Source organism: Pseudoalteromonas sp. 10-33 (assembly GCF_001469195.1).
GTDB lineage: Bacteria > Pseudomonadota > Gammaproteobacteria > Enterobacterales > Alteromonadaceae > Pseudoalteromonas.
Genome location: NZ_LOFI01000028.1, coordinates 1 through 20,468, shown reverse-complemented (window position 1 = coordinate 20,468; position 20,468 = coordinate 1). Strand labels below are relative to the sequence as shown.

17 protein-coding genes are annotated in these 20,468 nt (G+C 38.3%); 2 read left to right on the top strand and 15 right to left on the bottom strand.

Annotated features, from left to right (window positions below; translation table 11 throughout):
- From ATS76_RS17520 to ATS76_RS17465, 12 genes are all read right to left on the bottom strand, one after another.
- Positions 1–705, bottom strand: coding sequence for an AAA family ATPase (locus ATS76_RS17520; RefSeq protein ID WP_008131314.1), 705 nt, complete (start codon positions 703–705; stop codon positions 1–3).
- Positions 702–2,780, bottom strand: coding sequence for an SLBB domain-containing protein (locus ATS76_RS17515; RefSeq protein WP_058553117.1), 2,079 nt, complete (start codon positions 2,778–2,780; stop codon positions 702–704). The genes ATS76_RS17520 and ATS76_RS17515 overlap by 4 nt, the downstream gene beginning before the upstream one ends.
- Before the next feature lie 3 nt (positions 2,781–2,783).
- On the bottom strand, positions 2,784–3,638 hold the full coding sequence (locus ATS76_RS17510; RefSeq protein WP_058553116.1) for an OmpA family protein: 855 nt from the start codon (positions 3,636–3,638) through the stop codon (positions 2,784–2,786).
- Between the two features lie 18 nt (positions 3,639–3,656).
- Entirely contained in the window at positions 3,657–3,965 is a 309-nt protein-coding gene (locus ATS76_RS17505) for an STAS domain-containing protein (protein ID WP_006792900.1), read from the bottom strand.
- A gap of 168 nt (positions 3,966–4,133) precedes the next feature.
- On the bottom strand, positions 4,134–5,939 hold the full coding sequence (locus ATS76_RS17500; RefSeq protein ID WP_058553115.1) for a sugar transferase: 1,806 nt from the start codon (positions 5,937–5,939) through the stop codon (positions 4,134–4,136).
- A gap of 10 nt (positions 5,940–5,949) precedes the next feature.
- Positions 5,950–7,026: a glycosyltransferase gene (locus tag ATS76_RS17495; protein WP_058553114.1), complete on the bottom strand. Its 1,077-nt coding sequence runs from the start codon at positions 7,024–7,026 to the stop codon at positions 5,950–5,952.
- 1 nt (position 7,027) lies between these two features.
- Positions 7,028–8,521 carry a GumC family protein gene (locus ATS76_RS17490; protein WP_058553113.1) on the bottom strand — a complete coding sequence of 498 codons (1,494 nt, stop codon included), beginning with the start codon at positions 8,519–8,521 and terminating at the stop codon, positions 7,028–7,030.
- A 449-nt stretch (positions 8,522–8,970) separates the two neighbouring features.
- Positions 8,971–10,104 carry a glycosyltransferase gene (locus ATS76_RS17485; protein WP_058553112.1) on the bottom strand — a complete coding sequence of 378 codons (1,134 nt, stop codon included), beginning with the start codon at positions 10,102–10,104 and terminating at the stop codon, positions 8,971–8,973.
- A gap of 1 nt (position 10,105) precedes the next feature.
- Positions 10,106–10,813 (bottom strand): acyltransferase, encoded by a 708-nt coding sequence (locus ATS76_RS17480; protein WP_058553111.1) that lies wholly within the window; start codon positions 10,811–10,813, stop codon positions 10,106–10,108.
- Between the two features lie 4 nt (positions 10,814–10,817).
- Positions 10,818–12,170, bottom strand: coding sequence for an O-antigen ligase family protein (locus ATS76_RS17475; RefSeq protein WP_058553110.1), 1,353 nt, complete (start codon positions 12,168–12,170; stop codon positions 10,818–10,820).
- Positions 12,163–13,575 (bottom strand): lipopolysaccharide biosynthesis protein, encoded by a 1,413-nt coding sequence (locus tag ATS76_RS17470; protein ID WP_058553109.1) that lies wholly within the window; start codon positions 13,573–13,575, stop codon positions 12,163–12,165. Before ATS76_RS17470 ends, ATS76_RS17475 begins: the two co-directional genes overlap by 8 nt.
- Positions 13,576–13,583: 8 nt before the next feature.
- A complete protein-coding gene (locus tag ATS76_RS17465) occupies positions 13,584–14,735 on the bottom strand; it encodes a glycosyltransferase (protein ID WP_058553108.1) in 1,152 nt (383 codons plus the stop codon).
- A gap of 206 nt (positions 14,736–14,941) precedes the next feature.
- Between ATS76_RS17465 and ATS76_RS17460 the strand changes: the two genes are divergently transcribed.
- Complete coding sequence (locus ATS76_RS17460; protein ID WP_058553107.1) at positions 14,942–15,856, top strand: glycosyltransferase family 2 protein; 915 nt, start codon at positions 14,942–14,944, stop codon at positions 15,854–15,856.
- Positions 15,857–15,922: 66 nt separating this feature from the next.
- On the opposite strand, the gene ATS76_RS17455 is transcribed toward ATS76_RS17460, so the two are convergent.
- From ATS76_RS17455 to ATS76_RS17445, 3 genes are read right to left on the bottom strand one after another with little or no spacing between them, the layout of a single operon-like run.
- Positions 15,923–16,870, bottom strand: a complete 948-nt coding sequence (locus ATS76_RS17455; RefSeq protein WP_058553106.1) for an endonuclease/exonuclease/phosphatase family protein — start codon at positions 16,868–16,870, stop codon at positions 15,923–15,925.
- Between the two features lie 20 nt (positions 16,871–16,890).
- Positions 16,891–17,346: a hypothetical protein gene (locus ATS76_RS17450; RefSeq protein ID WP_058553105.1), complete on the bottom strand. Its 456-nt coding sequence runs from the start codon at positions 17,344–17,346 to the stop codon at positions 16,891–16,893.
- The gene (locus ATS76_RS17445) at positions 17,346–19,541 is read right to left on the bottom strand and encodes an LruC domain-containing protein (RefSeq protein ID WP_058553104.1); all 2,196 of its coding nucleotides are present in this window, start codon (positions 19,539–19,541) and stop codon (positions 17,346–17,348) included. Before ATS76_RS17445 ends, ATS76_RS17450 begins: the two co-directional genes overlap by 1 nt.
- Before the next feature lie 704 nt (positions 19,542–20,245).
- Here ATS76_RS17445 and ATS76_RS17435 point away from each other — a divergent pair.
- A partial coding sequence (locus ATS76_RS17435) for an IS3 family transposase (RefSeq protein WP_058551672.1) occupies positions 20,246–20,468 on the top strand: 223 nt, incomplete at its 3' end.

Here is a 20,468-nt window from a genome sequence, read left to right as displayed (position 1 = left end):
TCAGTGGTGTTCAAACAACCACCTTTGTTTATTAATTTTTGACTTAAGGTTATTACACAATTTAGGCCATTTGTTTTTATGTTTATTTAAAACACTAATTATACGTTCACCCAGCGGAGCAAAATTATGCTGGCTTATTAGTAACTTAATATTACTATGACCAGCTTGCTTTAGCTCTTTTATGCCTTTACATAACGACTCTTCATCATTAACACCAAGCGCCACAGCGACAAAGGTTAATTCGCTGCACAAACTGAGTGAATGAAGCGGTACATTGTTTCTGTTTAGTTTTAATGCCGGCGACATATCTATTAAAATATAGTCATACTCTTGTTTTAAGCGAGCAATCGCGTCATTTAACACATGTTTGTTTTTAGCAGGCTCAATGGCTGTTAAGTGTTTAATAGTGAGTAAGTTTACCTCTTGATAATTTGTCACTCCTAACTGGCACGAAATATCATCAAAACGCCATGGGCTGCAGGTATCGGGTAACTTATCATCTGAATTAAATGTATTAATTGGGTTTAAATCAATTATAAGCACCGACTTATTTTGGCTTTGTAAACGCTTTGCAACACTCACACACGCGGTAGATGCCCCCTCTGAGCCACAAAGCGATATAAACGTAACGCACCGTGCATCATTATCAATCATGGTATTACATATCACTTCTAACTCGTGATATTGACTTGGTATTAATTTCATAAGCCCACCACTAACGCAAGTATGGTAATTACATCCAGGAAATTATCTTTAAACTGACTTAATAAATCTTGCCCTTTATCAGGAACATACAAGGTATCTCCTGCTCTTAGTACGGGGATATTTGCTGAGTTTGGCGATTTAATAAAAGCCTCTAAATCAAACACTCTCGATTGCTCTTTACAACACGAATGATTAACCACGACTATTTTATCAATAAGTGCTGAGTTTGAAGGGCCGCCTGCCTCAGCTAACACATCTAAAATGCTCATTGTGTCGTCAAAGTTATATCTACCAGGCTTTTGCACCGCGCCCATAATGCGTACTACGCGTTCTTTGGGTGTGCGTAGCCAGTCTTTATTTTTTTCTGGGACAAAAATAGTGTCTCCTGGTAAAACATTAGGAAATAATGTTTCGTCACCGGTTTCAAAGTACATTGCTAAATCTAACTTACTCACTTTAGCTCGATTACCGTTTCTGTGAGTCACTCTAATATTACGAATATCGGCTGTGCCCGTTGGGCCATCAGCGGCCGCTAAAATATCGATAAAGTGCATGTTTTCATTGAACGAATAGCGCCCTGGTGAACCAACCTGCCCCATAATATAAATAGACTTACTTGACTCTTGACGTATCCACTGCGACTTATTATCAGCAGGATCAACGGGGAGCTCCTCTACAATGACGGTGTCTCCAGCGACTAAATTTGGTAACGGTGTTTCACCGTCTGTAATGGTGTATTTTTCAAGGTCGAAACGCTGGGTTACATCGCCGTTTCTAAGTATTTTTATATCGTTAATATTAGCGCCTTTGGTAGGCCCACCAGCGTGTGCAAGTAAATCGGTAAAGTCCATTTCATCACTCCACTCATACCTACCCGGAGAAGTAATGGCACCAATTATTTTAATGGCGCGTTTGGTCGGAATTTTAAGCCAGCTTTTTTCATTTACGTCTGTTTTTTCTGGAACAAAAATAACATCGCCTGGGTTTAAGTCAGGTACTTTTGTGGTTACCGTGCCTTCACTGTAGCCTTGTAAGTCAAATAAAATGCTTTCACCCTCTGGGGTAAGTATTTTTATATGGCGGGTTTCAGCAAATCGAGTTGGGCCACCCGCATTCGCTAAAATATCCAAAAAGTTAGTACTGTCTGCCGCTTCATAAGCTCCTGGCTTTTGAACCTCACCCATAATATAAACAGTACGAGAGGTCGTGTTTACATCATCAACCATAATAGGCACATACACTGTCGAACCCGGCTGCAATAACTGCATAGTGCTACTTGATGGTTTATCTAAATAAGCCTTTAAATCAAAAATAACCGGCGATTTATCTACAATAACTCTAATTTTAGTCACATCGGCATAACGCGTGACCCCTTCAGCGCGCATAAGCGCATCCAAAATGGTCATTTCTTCTTTGTATGAAAAGCTTCCCGGGTTATGTACCTCGCCTAAAATAGTGACTGCATTACCGTCATTCGCATCACCCGTTGCACTGAGTGTTTGGGCATCAAAGTCTATTTGTACATTACCCAACAAAGGTGAAACCGGCACAAATACCGTATCTTTGCTTTTAAGTGCAGGTAATAAGCTAATATTGCCAGAGTCTAAATAGGCTTTGTAATCAAACTCAATAACCTCTTCACCACGTCTTATTTGTAACCTGTCTAACTGAGCGCCTGGTTTTAAACCGTCTGCTTTTGAAATAACCATTTGAATATTCCCATTATCTGGAATACTCACTTGAGAGGGCGTATTAACATACCCCATAACATTGATAAAAATATCTCTGCTGTGTATTTCTATATAAAAATCATCCATGGCAACAAATAAACCACCCAATACCGGTGCAAGTTCTTGCTCAATTTGCGAGAGTGTTTTGTCTGCTACTACAAACTGCCCAACCTCGGGTAAATTAATTTGCCCTTTGTTGTCAACTTCAAAGGCCTTATCAAAATCGACTTCACCAGGAATATACAAAAAAAGTTTGTTGCCAACTTGTACCGTTTCATCAACTTTAGTGACTGAGTAAGCATTAAACGTGAAAAGTAATAATGCGATTGTTAATAAATATCTCATAACTTACTCCTGCTTACTTTTAATAATTTTGGTCCAACTGACTAACGATTTAGCTTTATTGTCCTGTAAATTATTAGTGTTTGCGTCAAGTACAATAGCCTCTACGCGGCGGTCTGAATGGCGTACTGTGTCTGTTTGTGGTTGGTCGCTATAAGGTTTTAAACTGCCTTGCGTAAGTGTTGTAATGCTTTGTACTGGCACACCATAAACCACTAACCAATGCTTAACCGTTTCAGCGCGTTTTAAAGCAAGTTCATAATTGCTGGCCATCTCTCCCATTGAGTCAGTATGACCTACTAGCAATATAGAAATGCTTTCTAGCTCCTTTACCAAGTCAGCGGCTTGAGCAAGCCTTACTGCATATTTAGGTGTGATCTCAAACGCCTTAAACGCAAATTGGTTATCACTATTGAGTAAATCGGTAATTTGCTTTTTAACGCTAAATAAAGCCGGTTTCTTCTCTTTAACCACCGCGCATTGGGTTAACTGTTGAACAGTATCAAAATGCTGCGTTAATTGATTAAGCCCATGATAATGAATAAGTAAATCATGCTCTGCATCTTCCCACATTTGAGCCGCAATAAGCCTACGAATACGGTTTTCGTATATTTGAGCCTTTAATAACTGAGCAGGCATACACGCTTTAATATCTTGAGACTTTAATAACTCAAGTTTTAGCACTAAATGCTCAAACTCACTGCGAACCACTTCTTCAGGCTGTGTGTAATTTAAATCTTGTTGCTCATCATCTAATGGGTAGTTTTGGTACTTTTCTGCCCAACCTCCTTGTCCTTCATCAGGCCAAGAAGCACACCCACTTAAAAATAAAGTAATAATAATAAAAATGTGTGCTTTCATATCCCTCTCCTTACGCTGTTAGATTGAATCAATAAATGGAATTGTTTTATCTACTCTTAACAAATTCATTAATTTGAAAGGCTGACCGGTTACATTAAGTAAAGAAAGTTGATGATTTTTCTTTTCAATGCGTTTGTATAAAAACACAATTGCACCAATACCAGATGAATCTATAAACTCTGTTTTTGAAAAATCTAAAATAATAAAATTAGTGTCTGTCCCCACTAACCCTTCAAATTCATCTTTAAATCCGTCTACGGTAAAGCCTGAAAAATCAGCAGGAAGCGAAATTACGGTTTGTTCTTGTGAGTTGGCTAAATTAGTCATGGTAGTTACCTATTAAATAGTAAAGTTCTCTATTACTAATACAAGAAACGAACCAACTTTAAGCTGTTGATATTTAAGAGTTATAAATTATGAAGTTCAACTTAAGGAGGGGTTTAAAGCATAATGCAATTAAGACTGGGGCGCCTTATTGCATTATGCAATGCATGGTTATTGGCCTTTACCTGTAAATATAACAACCAGCGTTTTGACCAATATAGTCAGTTCCATGTAGCACCAGCTGCGTGGTGATGAAGTACTTAACATGTAGGCATAGTCCCAGCCTATTTTGTTTCTTGCATCATCAATGCTTTCATCGTAACCATTCATCACTTGAGCAAGCCCTGAAATACCTGGTTTTATGCCATAAGTACGCTGTGAAAAGTAAGGAATATGCTTTTCAAGTTTTGAGTAAAATACGGGGCGTTCTGGACGCGGCCCAATCAATGACATATCACCTACTAACACATTCCACAGTTGCGGTAATTCATCTAACCGTGTTTTACGAATAAACCTTCCCACTGGTGTTATTCTAGGATCGTCTTTAGAAGCCCATACCGCACCGCTTTTTACTTCAGCATCGACAACCATAGAGCGAAATTTAAGCACATTAAACAATGCAACAAAGCTGTCACTACTTTCGCCTACTCTTAGCTGATTGAATAACACCGGCCCACGTGAAGTTAGCTTTATTGTTAATGCAACCAATAACATAACAGGAGACAACACAATTAAACCCAATGCAGAACCAATTATATCAATACCGCGTTTAATACACTTAATTGTACCGTTTTGCTCGCTATTGGTTGTATGAACTCGCTGCCAGTGGCTTTTGTAATCGCCTTTTTCATATTTAATAATGCCCCATAACGCTAAAAAATAGGCATTTAAAATATAGTTAACCTTATCTATAACAGGTATTTTAGTGGTGATATTAAATACCTTTTTAGTCAGTTCAATACCATGAAATAACGCAATAGCCCCACAGCCCAATTTTGCTAAAAAAACATTTGAAAATAGCGCTATTGAAAAAATTAAAACATAAATCAAAGCGAGCAACAACGGCATAATACCCCGTAGTACTTTGTGCGAAATAAAGTTAAAACTCACCCAGCCTAACTTGGGGTTAAATAGCGTTAACAGTACTTTTATTTGCTGCCAGTTTCCTGCTCCCAACCTTATGCGTCTTGCATAATCGTGGCTTTGTTCATCACACTCTCTTTCAACAATATTAATATTTTTATCTACAATTGCTTTACCGCCATTTTTTAATGCATTCATTGATAGAATAAAATCATCGTTAATGGCACCTTCATCCAGTAAATCTGTGTACTGTGAGCGAATTGCAAACATCGCACCTGGCACACCAATCACTGCTCCTAAAGACGATTCCATACTTTTAACGTTATTTTGATACTGCCAATAGTGTTTTTGCTCCTGTGTGGCTTGTTCGTCCAAAACATAAACTCCGGTAATCACATTAATGTTTTGATCTTTAAAATCAGCATCTATATTGCCAAGTACATCTATACTTAATAGCGCACTTACATCGGTAAACAGTAAAACGTCGTACGTTGTTTTAGTTAGCTTAATTAACTCATTGATACCATGCGCTTTACCACGGTTGATTTTATTAAAATGCAAATGGCATTCGACATTTTGTTTGGCTAAATGCGACTGAGCAAGCATAGCCTCATTGTATGTATTATCTGTACAACCATCTAAATAAACATGAATCGCAAACTTGTCGGTGTCGTAAAGCATGGCACCTAAATTATGTAGTTTCTCTTTAATGTGATCTTGTTCATTGTAAGCACAAATCAAAATACCAAAATGGTTGGTTGCTTTAGGGTTTTGTTTAAATACTACCGGCTTATTTTTACCTTTGCTAAACACCCTTAAAATTGCTAAATAGCCTACATGGTGGTAAACAACAAGCGAAATTAACACCGCTAACACTATTAATAAATAAGTCATTATATTTTCCTCACGATGTAATACCGTTGTAAAAATGGTCGTACTCTGCGCTCATTTTTGATGCACTGGCGATTGATAAAGCATGTTCACGAATACAGTGGCCATGTTTAATATAAATAGCTTCTATCAGCGCTTTTTTTAATCCAACCTCATCACCGGGTTTTACGAGCACGCCTTGCTCGCTGGTTAGAACCTCTTTAATCCCGCCAACATCGGTAGCAACAATGCTTTTTCCGCACGCCATTGACTCCAAAATAGATAGCGGTAACCCTTCGCGCTGTGAATAAAGACACATCACATTAATTGCTGAATAAAATAACGGCATATTTTGCACATTTCCCAAAAAATGAACGCGCTCTTTAATGCCAAGCTTTGTGGCATAATTCACTAATTCTGTGTGTAAGCTACCGCTACCAGCAAATACAAGCTCGGTATAAATGGGTAATGAATTGAGAATTCTTAATAACGCAAAATGCCCTTTACCTGGCTCTAAGCGAGCCGAGCAGCCAATTAAGTTGATATCTTGTGGTAAGTGCAGTTCCTTACGTGCGTTTGATTCATCCCCACAAACAAACTTGTTAAAATCAATACCATTAAGTATTGTTTTATCGGTTTGAATGGCTGTTTCATTATAAAAATCGTTAGCGACTACCTGCGCGTCAGCAACCCAATTTATTTTTGTCAATTTATTAAGCACTTTAGTAATTAAACGCTGCTTAAAACTTTTTAAATACCACGCATCATGAATAGTCGATACATGCTTCACGTGCCGATTTCGTAGGCACGCCATACTAGCGTAGAGCATTGGCCCTATGTGATGGCTGTGTATCACATCAATATTAAATTGTTTAATAACTTCAGTCAGTTTACTTACCGTGTTCATATTAAACTTTGCAGGCTTATTTAAACAAATTAACCGCCCTTCAAACGAGGCTAATTGCGGCCAACCTTCAACAGCCTCACTTAGAGTCCCTTCAAGTGATACAACCACACTTGAATTAGCAAATTGGCTTTTTTGCATTAGCGTGACGGCCATTTTTTCAAGGCCACCTATTTTAAAGTGCTGAACTAAATGTAATACGTTCATGTTATTTCCCCTGTTCAATAGAGTTACTTGCAGAGCTAAACACCAAATCTACAGGTGTATTTTTTACAATAGGTAATATGGCAACTACCTCTAACGCAGATAGTTTTTCTATGGTTTGAATATCTTTTAAATGGCTATCAAATAAGGTGGCCACAAACACAATTGTGCTACTTGTAAACACACCTAAAACAAGACCCACAATAATGGATGCAACTAACGACGTATTAATTGGTTGCGTAGGGCTGTAAGCGCGCTCTATGGTTTTTACTTTATCTGGCCCTTCATACTTAACCAATTTGCCTGTCACTTTTGCCATTTCGTAACGACTTAACATGTCTTTATAAAGCGATTGTTTCACATCGTAATCTCGCTCTAGTTTTCTTAACTGCTTTTCAACATCACTGGTTACTAGCAGCCTTTCACCAACCAGTTTTACTTGCTGCTCTAGCATGTCGTACTCTTGTTGGTGTTGAGCAACTTCATTTTTTGCTTCTTCTAATTTTAGAATTTGCGAAACCAGCACACTACTTTCATTGTCTTTGCCACTGGGCAGTGTGTTTGCCATTTGCCATAGCTGTTCAATGTTGGTGGGATCTAAGTCTTCTGCACTTTCTAATAATGACTGCTGGCGATTACGTATACTTTGAAGCTCTCGCTTTTTTGAAATAACCTTGCTGTGTTTTTCGGTATACCGAGTTTTTAAAAAACTTAACTCTGACTCCGCAACAATAATTTTTTCTTCAATGCGCCCTAAAATTGGGTTCGCTTGACCCATTTTAGTAGCCAGTGCTTTTAACTTTGCTTGTGCACCCGATAAGACAATTGTTTTTTGTTGTTGATCGCTCAATAACTTATCAAATGTTTGACGGTTACTGTGCAACACAGCTGGCAGTGTATTGCTGTTTGATGATTTGAAGGCCGCGAGTGACTCTTCAGATAACTCAAGCTCATCACGAATACTATTCAATTGCTGGTAAAAAAATTGCTCCGAACTATCAAGCGAAGCCCGAGTAGGCGCTAATAAACGCTCTATAAACTTCTCGACGACTTTCTCTAGCACGAGTTTCATTTTACTTTGCTCATGCCATATAAAATTAACCCGCACCAGCTCATCTCCTACTAACGACAAAGACAATGCCTGAGATAGCTCTTGGTGAATTTTTTCTATTTGCGCAGGTGTCGCATTTTCTGGCACTAGTTGCGTTTCTTTTGCAACCGCAATAAGTACCTTCCTACTTATAACCAGTGTACGAAGTGCTGCCATCCGATTAGATAAATCAAACGAGAAAGATAAATCGTCAAGATACGGGTTAAGTAACGCTGATTCCTCAATTAAAATTGTGGCATGGTTAATATATTTTTTTTGCGCCGTCACCGTGAGCAATATAATGACAAAAGGCACCACTAAAAGTGGGATCACAAATAACTTTGCACGTGTATATACAGCGTACAAGGTTAAATAAAGTAATCGTTTTATTTGCTCTCTAACTAACATAATCCCTACCTATTTATTTGCATATTGCTATGCGAAATGTGGCGTTTGTTTGCAAATTAATAATTTAAGCTGCAAATAACGCGCTATATATAGGGTATTGCACAGGGTGCGCCAACTGGTGTGAATTAAATAAAAATAAGCAGGTTATTAAGGGGTATTACTTTTTCAGAACTCAGCTCTCAAGGCCAAATTAAATGTATGAAATGTTATGGCTTGTTGACTTTTCAAGGTTAAATTTACAGCAGCCTGCTTGGTATTTTGGCAAGGCAGAGCCTATACTGTGTGGTCACTTCCCATAAGTGGACGATGGCGAAACATTACTAAGCAGGAGCAGTTATCGATCCCACTAGGTTACAAACATCGCGACGCAATTAAATAGCCCCTAGCTTGAACAAATTTTAATCCGTAAAACTAAACAGGCCTTAGGAGGTTTTGGTATAAAAATTACGCTACACAGCGTGATTTAAAATAAATAAGTCTTGTTGCACTGTTAGCGCTTTGGATCCCCAACTGTGATCTTTGGCTAATTGTTGTTGCGTTAATTTAAGGGAGTTACGTTGAATGTTGTTTAAACAAACGGCTTCATCAATTTTATTAATAAATTGTTCATGCGTTTTGCCAATAAGAATGTCTGTTTGATATTGTTTTACTGCCGGAAAATCGGTTGCAACAATAGGCGTGCCAACCGCTAAATATTCTTTGAGCTTTAATGGATCACACGCTCTAATTTGTTCGTTATTTACAAATGGCAAAACAGACACATTCCAATGCGCTGAAAAACTCGCTAACCGAGCATGTTCTACGGCAGGAATATGCGTTACATTTTTAAATTGCAGCAATTGTGCAGTAGGCCCCACAATATCACCAACAAGTACTAACTGATAACTTGGCCGCTGCGCTACTAATGCAGTAAGTAATGCAATATCTAACCAGGCATTAATACTGCCATAAAAACCAATAATGGGTCCATTTAAGTGACTTATCTCTGGTGCTATTTCACATTGTGAAGTAAACAAATCGTAGCTTACCCCATGGCTCAACATTTGCGTTTTTTGGCTAGGCATTTTATTCATTAAAAACGCGCTGATGACGTAGATTAAATCGGCTCTTTGTATCAAGTTTTTTTCAAAAGGCGCAACAAGTGTCGCATCAACGCCCGCCAATGCACTAAAATCGTCACCGCAGTAATAAATCAACTTATCGCGTTTTTGTTTTGTAATTAAATACTCGGCTGTTGGCACACTCAACCAATACATAACAGGCTCATCAGAAATATTTTTAAAGTATTGAGAATACACCCACTTATTAAAGCGCTTTATTAATGCATTATCGTGCCAAGGCAATACCGGTAGTTTATATACACGCAATGCTTTTGGTGTGTTAATTGCGGCATGACTTGATTTACTAAACAACTGTTTGAATTTACTCACTACACGTTTTAAATCGTTTATTTTTAAACTTGGCTTTCGCATACCAATTGAATTAACCCAGTGTATTTCATGATTTTTAGCCAGTTCAGTAAATAGATGCTGTGTGCTGCTAGGGTGGCTTGCCCAGTCCTCTGCAAAAACAATAAATTTCATATTAAGATTCCTTTATGTACTTCACTACTTTTGCGGGATTACCTGCTGCAATACTAAAGGCGGGTATGTTTTTAGTCACAACACTGCCCGCCCCAACAATCGCCCCTTCACCTATAGTAACGCCCCCAAGCACAGTCACTCCGGTGCCAAGCCATGCTCCGCGTTTGATAATAATATCGCCAATTTGGTTTTCGTCATCACTTTGCCCTTGCGCTCTTCGCTCACAATCAACCGGATGCCCAGGAAAACCGGCTAAAAAAACCCGACCAGCTAAACGCACGTCGTCTTCAAGCGTTATATTACGCCCTACCGAAAAGGCATTTTGCCAACCAATATCAACATTACTGCCAATATTTAAGGTCGGTGTTGTTTTTCCCCCCACGCGCCCGCAAAAGGTAGAAACGCCCGACATTCTCACGTTGTCTTTACACATAATATTAAGTTGACCCAATACCTGCGGCATACCCGAATATAAAAAAAGCTGTTTTTTACTGCCTTTTATTTGGCTTTTGAAAAGGGGCGTAAAATAAGTGATACGTAAAAATTCGTGTATAAATTGTTTTAAAAATTGATGAACAAAATAAAGCGATGAATGAAAAAACGGGATCACAATCATTTGTGGATTGCGAATAGTTTTTGCAAATTGAAAAAGTGATTTTGCAAAAGGATGAGGGCTACATTTAAGCCAATGTTTAACATGTACGATCATAGTTTTATTCCTTATTGCTCTCAACAGTGATTTTTTCGAGCGCGATTGTCAGCGCTAAAATAATATAAAGCGGCCATGTAAATGCTTGCGTTAGAAAAGTGCCTGCAACCATAAAGCCTATTAAACCTGCTTTTAAGGCATTTGCATTAACAGCAACTTGGTCGTTATGGTTAAGTGCATTAATGCAATAAACACGTGATAGGCTGCGATAAATACTGGCAATTAATAATACAAAAATACCAATTCCTACAAAGCCTGTTTCGCCTAACACTTGAAACCATGTACTGTGTACTGCATGATTCTTGCCATCCCAATGCGGACTGTAAAAATAATAATTTACGTAAAAGTTATCGACTCCTACACCGGTAAGCGGGTTAGAAAGCGCCATGTTAATGGCAGCTTGCCATGCGTAAATTCGACCCATTGCAGATGCATCAACTCCATCTTCGGCTGCGCCGCCACTTTGCCTATCACCAATACCCGCAAAAATCATCATTGCGAGCATAGCAACGGCTGCACATAGTCCTACTACGATTGGGTTTTTTACCTTTTGATATAAAAAGAAACTTAAAATAGCGGCAATACCCAGTAAGCCGCCTCGGCTCTGTGTGGCTATCACACCAGAAATAGCTAACAACAATCCCACGGCTGCAAATATACGACGATATTTATTCGCACCTTTATCAAACAGTTCTGCTGCCAAAAAAGACACCGGAAACATCAACACTAACGATAGATCGTTAGGGTCTCCTAATTGCGAGCGATACTCACGAGAAATAGTGACACGTGTACCCTCAACCAAACCAATGCCATTCACTTTGTTACTTAACGCAACCACAGCAACCAAAATACCCGAAATCATTATGCCCATTCGCACTAAACTAAAATGCGAAAATCGGGTTAACCACCAGCTAATGGCAAATACCATAATGAAAACCTTCACGAGCACACCAGTCCAATACTCTATGGCCATGCCTTTATTTGAGGCACTAAATACACAAACGGTAAGCCACACAAACCATATTACAAACACCAAGTGTGTTGAGCTCCAATGAGGCTTTAACGATTTTGAAATGAATAAATGCCATGCAATAGCCAGTAACGATGCTAAGGCCAACATTTTAGGAATTTTAAGGGGCATTAATACAATAAAGACTTCATGTAGCCTAAAGTAACTAAACAGAATAAAAAGAATAATAAATACCGTGCTTATTTTTACCGCTAAAAACCCCGCAAAAGGCAGCAGTAACAATGCAAAAGCCGCAATAGGACCAAAGCGCATGTAAAGCATTAAAATTAATGTCATTACAAATAAACCGTTGATCATTAAACAATATTTTTTATACCAACTAATCATACACCTTACCCCGCGTCGTTTGCTGAGTCAGTGTTAAAATTTCGGGTTTGTATTTATAAAACAAAGCAATTAAAAAGCAGATAAAAACAATGCATTGAACAAGCTCAAAATAGGTAGTTTGGGTAATGCTTAAAAGGTAGATCACTAAAAAGCATGCCCAGCTTGGCAGCAAACGCTTAACACTAAACGTTAAGTTCTCTAATTTCTGGCTAATAATAATAAGTAAACAGGTTTTAATTAACTGCGCAATGCATAGTGAAACAACCACGCCGTATACGTTATAACGAGGGACCAAAACAGCTAATAAAGCCAGCACAGCTAACGCGCTAACTGCATTAACCACAGTAACAAACGCACCATTGTAATGGATGTAACACCCTACATTGAGTAAATCACTATGATGCTTAATAACCACAATAAAAATAAGACTTGGCAACAACCACGTATGTAATTGGTAATTTTGTGGTAACACTAAACTAAAAATAGACGGGGTTATAATAAGCATTAACGCGCAGAGTAAAATGGCCGAATCTAAACACAGTGAACACAAGTCTATATAACGCTCACGGTTTTTAGCCAATTCATCAAAACGACGTGAAAACCACCACATTCTAATGGGTTCAAAAGTGAACGAGGTCATAACAGCAAACTGCAAGGCGACATAGTATTGCGCAAGCTTTTCTTTGCCTTCACTAGCGACTATAAACCAATTTTCGGCACCATTATTCGCATACACAAATAAAGACGAGATAACTATACTGATTAAAAACAGTCCGTTTTTGTAACTTATTCTCCATGTTATACGTTTAAAACTGATCCCCAACGGCTTCATTACCCTAGTTAAAGCAATACATAACACCAATGCGCTCGATGCCACACCCGATGCCATTACTCCAGTAACACCATGGCCAAAATAAAGTAAAACAACGGTGAGAACTGTTTGCCCCATGCCTTGAAGTACAGCCAAAATACAAAATTCTTTAGCCTTTTCGTAATATCGAAAGTAACAAAATAAAATTGAAAGTAGAGACGAGAGCGCTAAATTAATAGCTAACAGTTTAATATCCAGGATATTTAACGATACAGGTAATAATGCGCTTAGATATTCAATACAATAAAAAACCACGCACACAAACACACTGCTAACAATGGCACACACTACTAATGCATCTCTGAATAAGGCACGTTTATGCTGGGGATTTGTCATCTGTTGTTTAAACAGTAAATCGGGTAAGCCTAAGCATAATAACAACGACACAACCGCTGAAATAGACACCAAAAAATTTAGCTCACCAAATTCTGCTTGGCTTAAAATACGCGTAGTAATAGGTAATAAAGCAAACCCTAACACTTTAAGAAATAAAGTAGATATACCAAAGTATGCAATTTGCTTAATCCCATTCATAGCAGCACCTATATCCCTTGAACCCAATGAGATAACTTTTTAGCTTGCGAATTTGCATTAAACCTTTTTGTCGCTAACCTTTTTGCATTTAACCCTTTTTCGTAGCGCTGGTAAGGCGTTAGTTCACAAAAATCAACAAGCATTTGCTCAATGCCAGCAATGCTCGAAGGCGCACATTTAGCACCAACCTCATCATTTACAATTTCTTTTGCACCCATTAGCTCAGTAGTTAAAACAGGGATACCGCTGGCCATTGCCTCTTTAAGTACAACTGGGCCCGTGTCGCGATCGCCATTTTTAGATACACAAAATGGCGCAATTAAAGCCGAGTAATTGCTAGTGTTTATTGCTAACCACTGTGGACTTTTTGAGCCTAAAAAATTAACTTCATTTGTTATACCCAGCTGCTCACAAAAATATTTTAGGTCATTTAGTAAAGGCCCATCGCCAACTATATCTAGTGTGATTGCGTGCTTTTTGCTGATTTTTTTAATGGCTGGGAGTAAAAACTGTAATCCCTTTTTTTCAATTAACCGACCAACAAAAATAAGATTAACCGATTCAGTTAACCGACTTGGTTTATTATTAAATAAACTCAAATCAATCCCACAATGCAGTAGCTGTATTTTTCCTGCACTGTATTTACTGAGCTTTACAGCCATATCTTTACATACGGCAACCGAAAAATCGCACAACGATAATTTAAGCTTTAAATCATCATCATTCACATAAACATCGTGACCGTGGCCAATAGATGACACACTCACGCCAGATATTTTGCTAGCAATAATGGAGTAAGCCAGTGGTGCATGCATAAAATGGCAATGGATATGAGAGATTTTTTTTGCACGAATAATTTCAGCAATATTTAATCCATAGCCCATTAAAGACATTACCGAAATAGACTTAAAGCGACTTGCAATAACACCGCCTTTTAATGCCGTTAGTGGGTTTTTAAGTAATGTGCTAACTGCCGATGGCGTTGATTTTTTAATAACAATCACTTGCACATTTTTGTTTAAATGCACGCAGTAATTTAAATTCTCGAATGTCAGTACGGTCACTCTATGACCTGCATTTACCAACGCGTTAATTTCAGTTACAACAAACGTTTCTGAAGGTATGTGGAAGCTAGGGACAACAATGCCAATATGTTTCATAGTTAAAACTCCGAATAAACTTACTCGTTACATCGCAAAAACCATGCCCGGCTTAAAACCTTAAAAAGCCCCTATAAAAAGTCAATTTGCGAAGGTTTATCGCAATTTGCAAATCAATAAACAAAAAACACCCTTGAAAAGCCCATAAATGGTTGGCGCTTATCTTGCGTAGTTAAGGTTAATGAAATACACAAAAGGTGAGTACTATGAGTATTCAGGTAAGCGTTATTATTCCTAACTTCAACTGTAAGCAGTATTTAGCTAAGGCTATATCAAGTGTTGTTAGGCAGCATAATATTGAGTGTGAAATACTCGTTATTGATGATGGGTCAACGGATGGCAGCGTTGAATGGTTAAATAAGTTACAACAATCACTTCCTGACTTGCGTGTTATAAAACAGCAAAACAGCGGGGTTGTCAGTGCCAGAAACAAAGCCATTGAACTCGCTAAAGGCGACTACATTGCTTTTTTAGATGCTGATGACTACTGGACTGATGATAAATTATTTAATCAAGTTACCTACATGCAAAATAATCGTGATTGTGTACTGAGCTTCACTAATTACATGCATGTTAATGAACAGTACGAACCCATTGTTGACTGTTTTTCCTATTGGCCTGAGTTCGCAAAATTTATAAATTGGAATGTTGAAGGCTATCAAAACCTTAAATCACCAATGGATTTACTGCTGTTTGCAAACGTTATAGGTACCTCGTCTGTTGTGGTGAAAAAATCAGCCATTTGTTATATAGGTAAGTTTGATCAATCACTCAAAAGTGCAAGCGATTGGGATTGTTGGCTTAAGTTAGCGCGTATTGGTAATGTGGCTTTTTCGAATCAGGTATCGATGGGTTATTTAATGAGAACAGGCTCTATCACTGCTAACAGACAAAACCGCTTAAATGCGATGCAAACAATTATAGATCGCTGTAAAAACGATATTGGCGTGGTATCTCGCTTTAAAGCAAAAGCCAGAATGCTCGAATGTTATAGCGAATACTACCGAGAAATAGGTTTCAAATTTAAAGCTTTTTGCTTGGCCACTGCCGCCTTTATATTGTTTCCTCATAGGCGAAATCTTCAACACTTAATGCACGATATTAAACAGACTATTAAGTAAGTTTAAAGTGCATCTAAATACATCATTAAAAGGCGCCTATTTTATTAAGCGCCTTTTATTTTATACTTATTTTATACTTATTTTATAACTTAACATTTTATGATCGCTGCCTTTAAAATCGGTAACCGCAAGGCTTTGCAATAAAACTTGCTCGCTCATAACACAATGATCGATAGGTAAACCCATTAAAATAAAACGCCCTTTTTCAAAAGGCATAAAACTCGTATAACGGGAGTGCCCAAAGCATGTTTGTTTTTGCTCCCACTCAAAATATGACGACCACGGGACTATATTTAAATCGCCAGCCACTATCCATAAACCCTGTTCTTGCTGTGTTGCTTTGTTTAAAGCTGCGAGCAAAGCGTTTCTATTTTGCCAATTTAACTGTGTGCGTGGTGAAGGTGGATGCGCAACAAATGCAGTTAATAGCCTATCGCCGTATATAAATTTTAGTTTTAAATACCCTAACTTATCGCCATCTAATTTAACTTGTTGCTTATACACCATGGGTATACGCGATAAAACAACCATACCGTAAGGTATTCCCTCCACCTCTTCATACCCAAACATATCGGTTGAAGTTACAAACTGACTTAATAGGTCGCGATTTTTATCGCTGAATTCTTGTAAAATTAGCACATCCCACTTTTCGTCACGTAACCTTGATAAATGGGCAGTAAGATACTTATTACTGTAATTTACGTTTATTTGCTTAATAGACAAAACACGCGCTTGCACCGAATCGGTTATAGGTAAGGTAATTAAAACAGGACCCAATCCTAATGCGCATATAATAATCGTCGCGGCCCCTAGTTTGTAGAGCTTCAGTAGTAAAAGAACACACCCGCACCCAACAGCAATACATAAAATTTGTATTTTTAAAGAGGCTAATACATCGGCATAAAAGTGAGTAAATGGGTTAAACGCAAGTGCAATGCACACGGTTGCTACACATATAAAAATAACCCGCAAAAATGAATTTTGCGGGTTATTATTTGCAGAGGCTTTAAACATATATTTTCCTAGAATACGCTTTATCGAATAACAAACTGCTGCTGTGCTTTATCAGATTCGTACTGCCAAGTGAATAAAAGCGGTTCAGTCGACTCATCGTAAAACCAAATTTCAGCAATTAATTCAATATCTTGATTGCTTAACACTAACTGCGTATCGAGTGCGGTATTACTAAGAGGACCTCTATAAATACAGTTATTGTAATCTGCTCGTTGAGCTCCCTCCTTTTTTTGGCACACATTTAAGTAGGCTCTTATATCGCCCATGCCTAGGTTTACATCAACATCAAGTGAATACTTAGTAGATAAATTAAATTCGTTATCAACAGTGATTGCGTTAATTCCTGTTGGATTACTTGCTGGTGTAGAGGTCGTAGATACCGTAGCGACGGCCGGTGCTTTTGTCTCTTCTGAACCACCGCCGCCACAAGCTGTTAACCCTATTGAAAGTGATAAAATTAATAGTGACTTTTTCATTACTGTTCCCCTTTCACAACAACATTACTGATACTGTAATCGTTAAACCACGTTGGCTTTTGTTTGCCCGATGATTGAGCAAATTCAGCAAAGCTGCCGTAGGCATCGGTTATATCTATACCTTCGAGTGGATGAAGCCATTGCATACCGACCTCCATTGCCCAAGGTAAGCCATTTTCGTTAAGAAAATACAAACCATTGCCTTGCACACTGGCATCGTCTGCGTTTGTAACGCTGTAAAGTGAAGTATCAAACGCTTCTGTCGGTGCTTGGTTTTTAATATGCACTTCCCAGCCACGCGCGTTTTTACCGACTAAAAAATCACCGTGATAAAAACCATCTGTTGCAAAAATAAACGGGTCAAGTAGCGTACCAGGTGACGCACTTTTGGCCTTTGGCTCTTTTAGGGGAATGCTCATACTGAAGGTAACTTTTACGTTTTCATCGCAATTATCTTCTGTTCTAAAGTAGCTACAGCCCGACTCTTTTGAAACATGCCCCCAAGTGTCTTGCATAAAAATAAGAATGGCTTCGTTTCTATCTGCTTCAAGAAAACTGCCTGTTTGCAGTTGCCCGTCAATAATAAAGCTAATCGCATCTTCATCGACTTCGTTTCGCATGATTGTGCGTGTGCTGCTATTAACGGTTTCCTTTAATCTCACCGCAAAGCCATTATGGTATGTGGCTCCAATCCCAATTAATTGGCCATCTATTTTATAGCCAACCACATTACTGCCTTCCATAAGCTGTGTAGTTCTGTAATTAAGTACTAAATCATTAAAGTCGTAATCACCTGAAAACGGCCACCTATCTTCATAAGCAAGTGTTACCCAATCGTTTTCACCTGGGTATACGGTGCTCGCATAAGTGGTAATTTCGTAATCTTCTACTTCGCCACCTAATACGCCCCCTGTTGCGGTAATGAGCGACGCTTCTGTGCCATCAGTGACTCTAAATCGAGCCCATGTTTGGCCCGATTTAGTGTTGCTTGGCACCGTAATTAAAATACTGTTGTCACCTTCGTTAATAGCTAGCTTAGTCACCATTCTTTCGTCTTCAGTAAAACGGCCATTTTGATCCCAATCAAACCACGCATATAAAAAGCTAGAGGTAGACGCGTTTACAATAATTTGGGAATCTTGCCCTGCCGAAATAGCCGTTACAAAGCTCACCCCATCGTCTGACTCATCAACAGGAGACAAGAGTAAATCAGCGTCGATATTAATGTTTTCGCCATCAACCGAGCTTCCTAAATAAATTAAATCGGCTCCTGTACTATCAGGATCAAATAAATGCCTTGCGCCACTTTGCTCAAGGCTTGTGTTGTAAGGAGCTGGCGCGTCGCCAAAATCAATTGAGCTGTCAGTTACTTTTACCTCGGCAATGGCGCAGCGCGCACCGTCGTTTTGGCTTGATTTAGGCCCCGATGTAAACACATTGGCAACGGGCGTATAACCTACAACTGGGCTAACACTTAAATCTATTTTGTGGATTTTACCGCTTTTGTTGTTACTAAAATAAAACTGGCCCTTCACATCAAAATACGCCGCCCCAAATGCACCAGTATCATCGCCTACATCAACCTGAGTAATTAACGTATGGGTATTTGCTGCAATATCTATTTCATATAAATTTCCGTTTGGTTCTACAGCGTACAAAAGGTTGCTATCAGGGTGAAAAGCAAAATCATAGATAGACAATTTCCATGTATTTGTATTAGGTAATAAACTTGCCGTTATAGGTGCATCTAGGTCACCGTCTAAATTAATACCAAATACACCAAAGGTGGGATGGTAAACATAATAAGTAGCCCGTTGATCGTTACCTTCACCCGTAACTTGTATATCACCGACATAAAAATTTGTGACTGGCAAACCTATTACGTTTAACCGCTTCATTTCATAGTTGCTGCCAAGCTGCACTACGCTACCCAGCGTTTGCTTACTGAAACCGTACATGTATTGATCTTTATAATTAAAACCAACCGCATTAACACTGTTAGTATTTAACTCATCAGTAAATGTTAGCTGCGATGCTAAAACGGTAGGTTTAGCTGAAACTAAATCTATTCCGTAAAGTTGCGCGTTTGAGTCTTGCATTAAAAATGCTTGGCTAGGACACGATTCGAATGGTTGACTAAGCACAGCGCACGGAAATGCAAGTAAGCACGCGGTTGCAAATTTGTTTAGTTTCATAATTTAGCCCCTAATGAATTTAGTGTTTAAACCATTGCAGGGTCCGTTCCAAGACTTAAGCTATTGAAAATCAATATGTAAAATATAAACAACTTAAGATTCATGCATCTTGCAATAGATTCAGTTGCATTTTGCAAAATACACAAGCGCGTGTAGAAGAGAGGTTTTTATGTTTACTTATACTTCATGCTCTGGCTTTGTTTAATGAATATGCTTTAATAAAATGATTATATTGAAAGCAGTGACAACTATTTTTAAGACTAAAACAACTAACTGGGGTGTGTTGGTCTTTGCGATTTAATCTAAAACTCAACGTGATATAAGGAATTAATATGAGCATTATGTTCGATATGTTTTTATGGCTAATAATTGATACGGCCTTTGGTTTTTTATTTTATTCAACCGGCTGCCTCGTGCTAAAGGGAGTCACTTTTGGTAGTTATAAAATGCAATTTAAGGATTTTGCTAGTTTTAAAAAAGGTAAGTCAAATAAAGTCATACCAATTATTATTCTGGGCGTTAGTTTTCATTTAGCTTTGATTACTCTTTTTGTCTATATAAATAATCAATAACTTACTGATAAAATCTGTAATCACTAGCCCTAATTTGGGTTCTTATCACTCATGTAATGTGTGCTTGTTGTGATTCAATGAAACCGGACACCAATTTAGGTGGTATTATTACCACTCAAACTGAGGTGTTCTATGACAAAACAACGTCGCTCTTTTTCTCAAGAGTTTAAACTTGATTCAGCAAAATTAGTCCTTGATGAAGGATACTCATTCCCTGAAGCTGCTCGCTCACTAGAAGTCGGTGAAACAGCTCTTCGTCGCTGGGTTAAACAATTACAAGATGAGCGTGGTGGCACAACACCAAACTCTAAAGCTCTTACTCCTGAACAGCTTAAAATTCAGGAGCTTGAAGCTA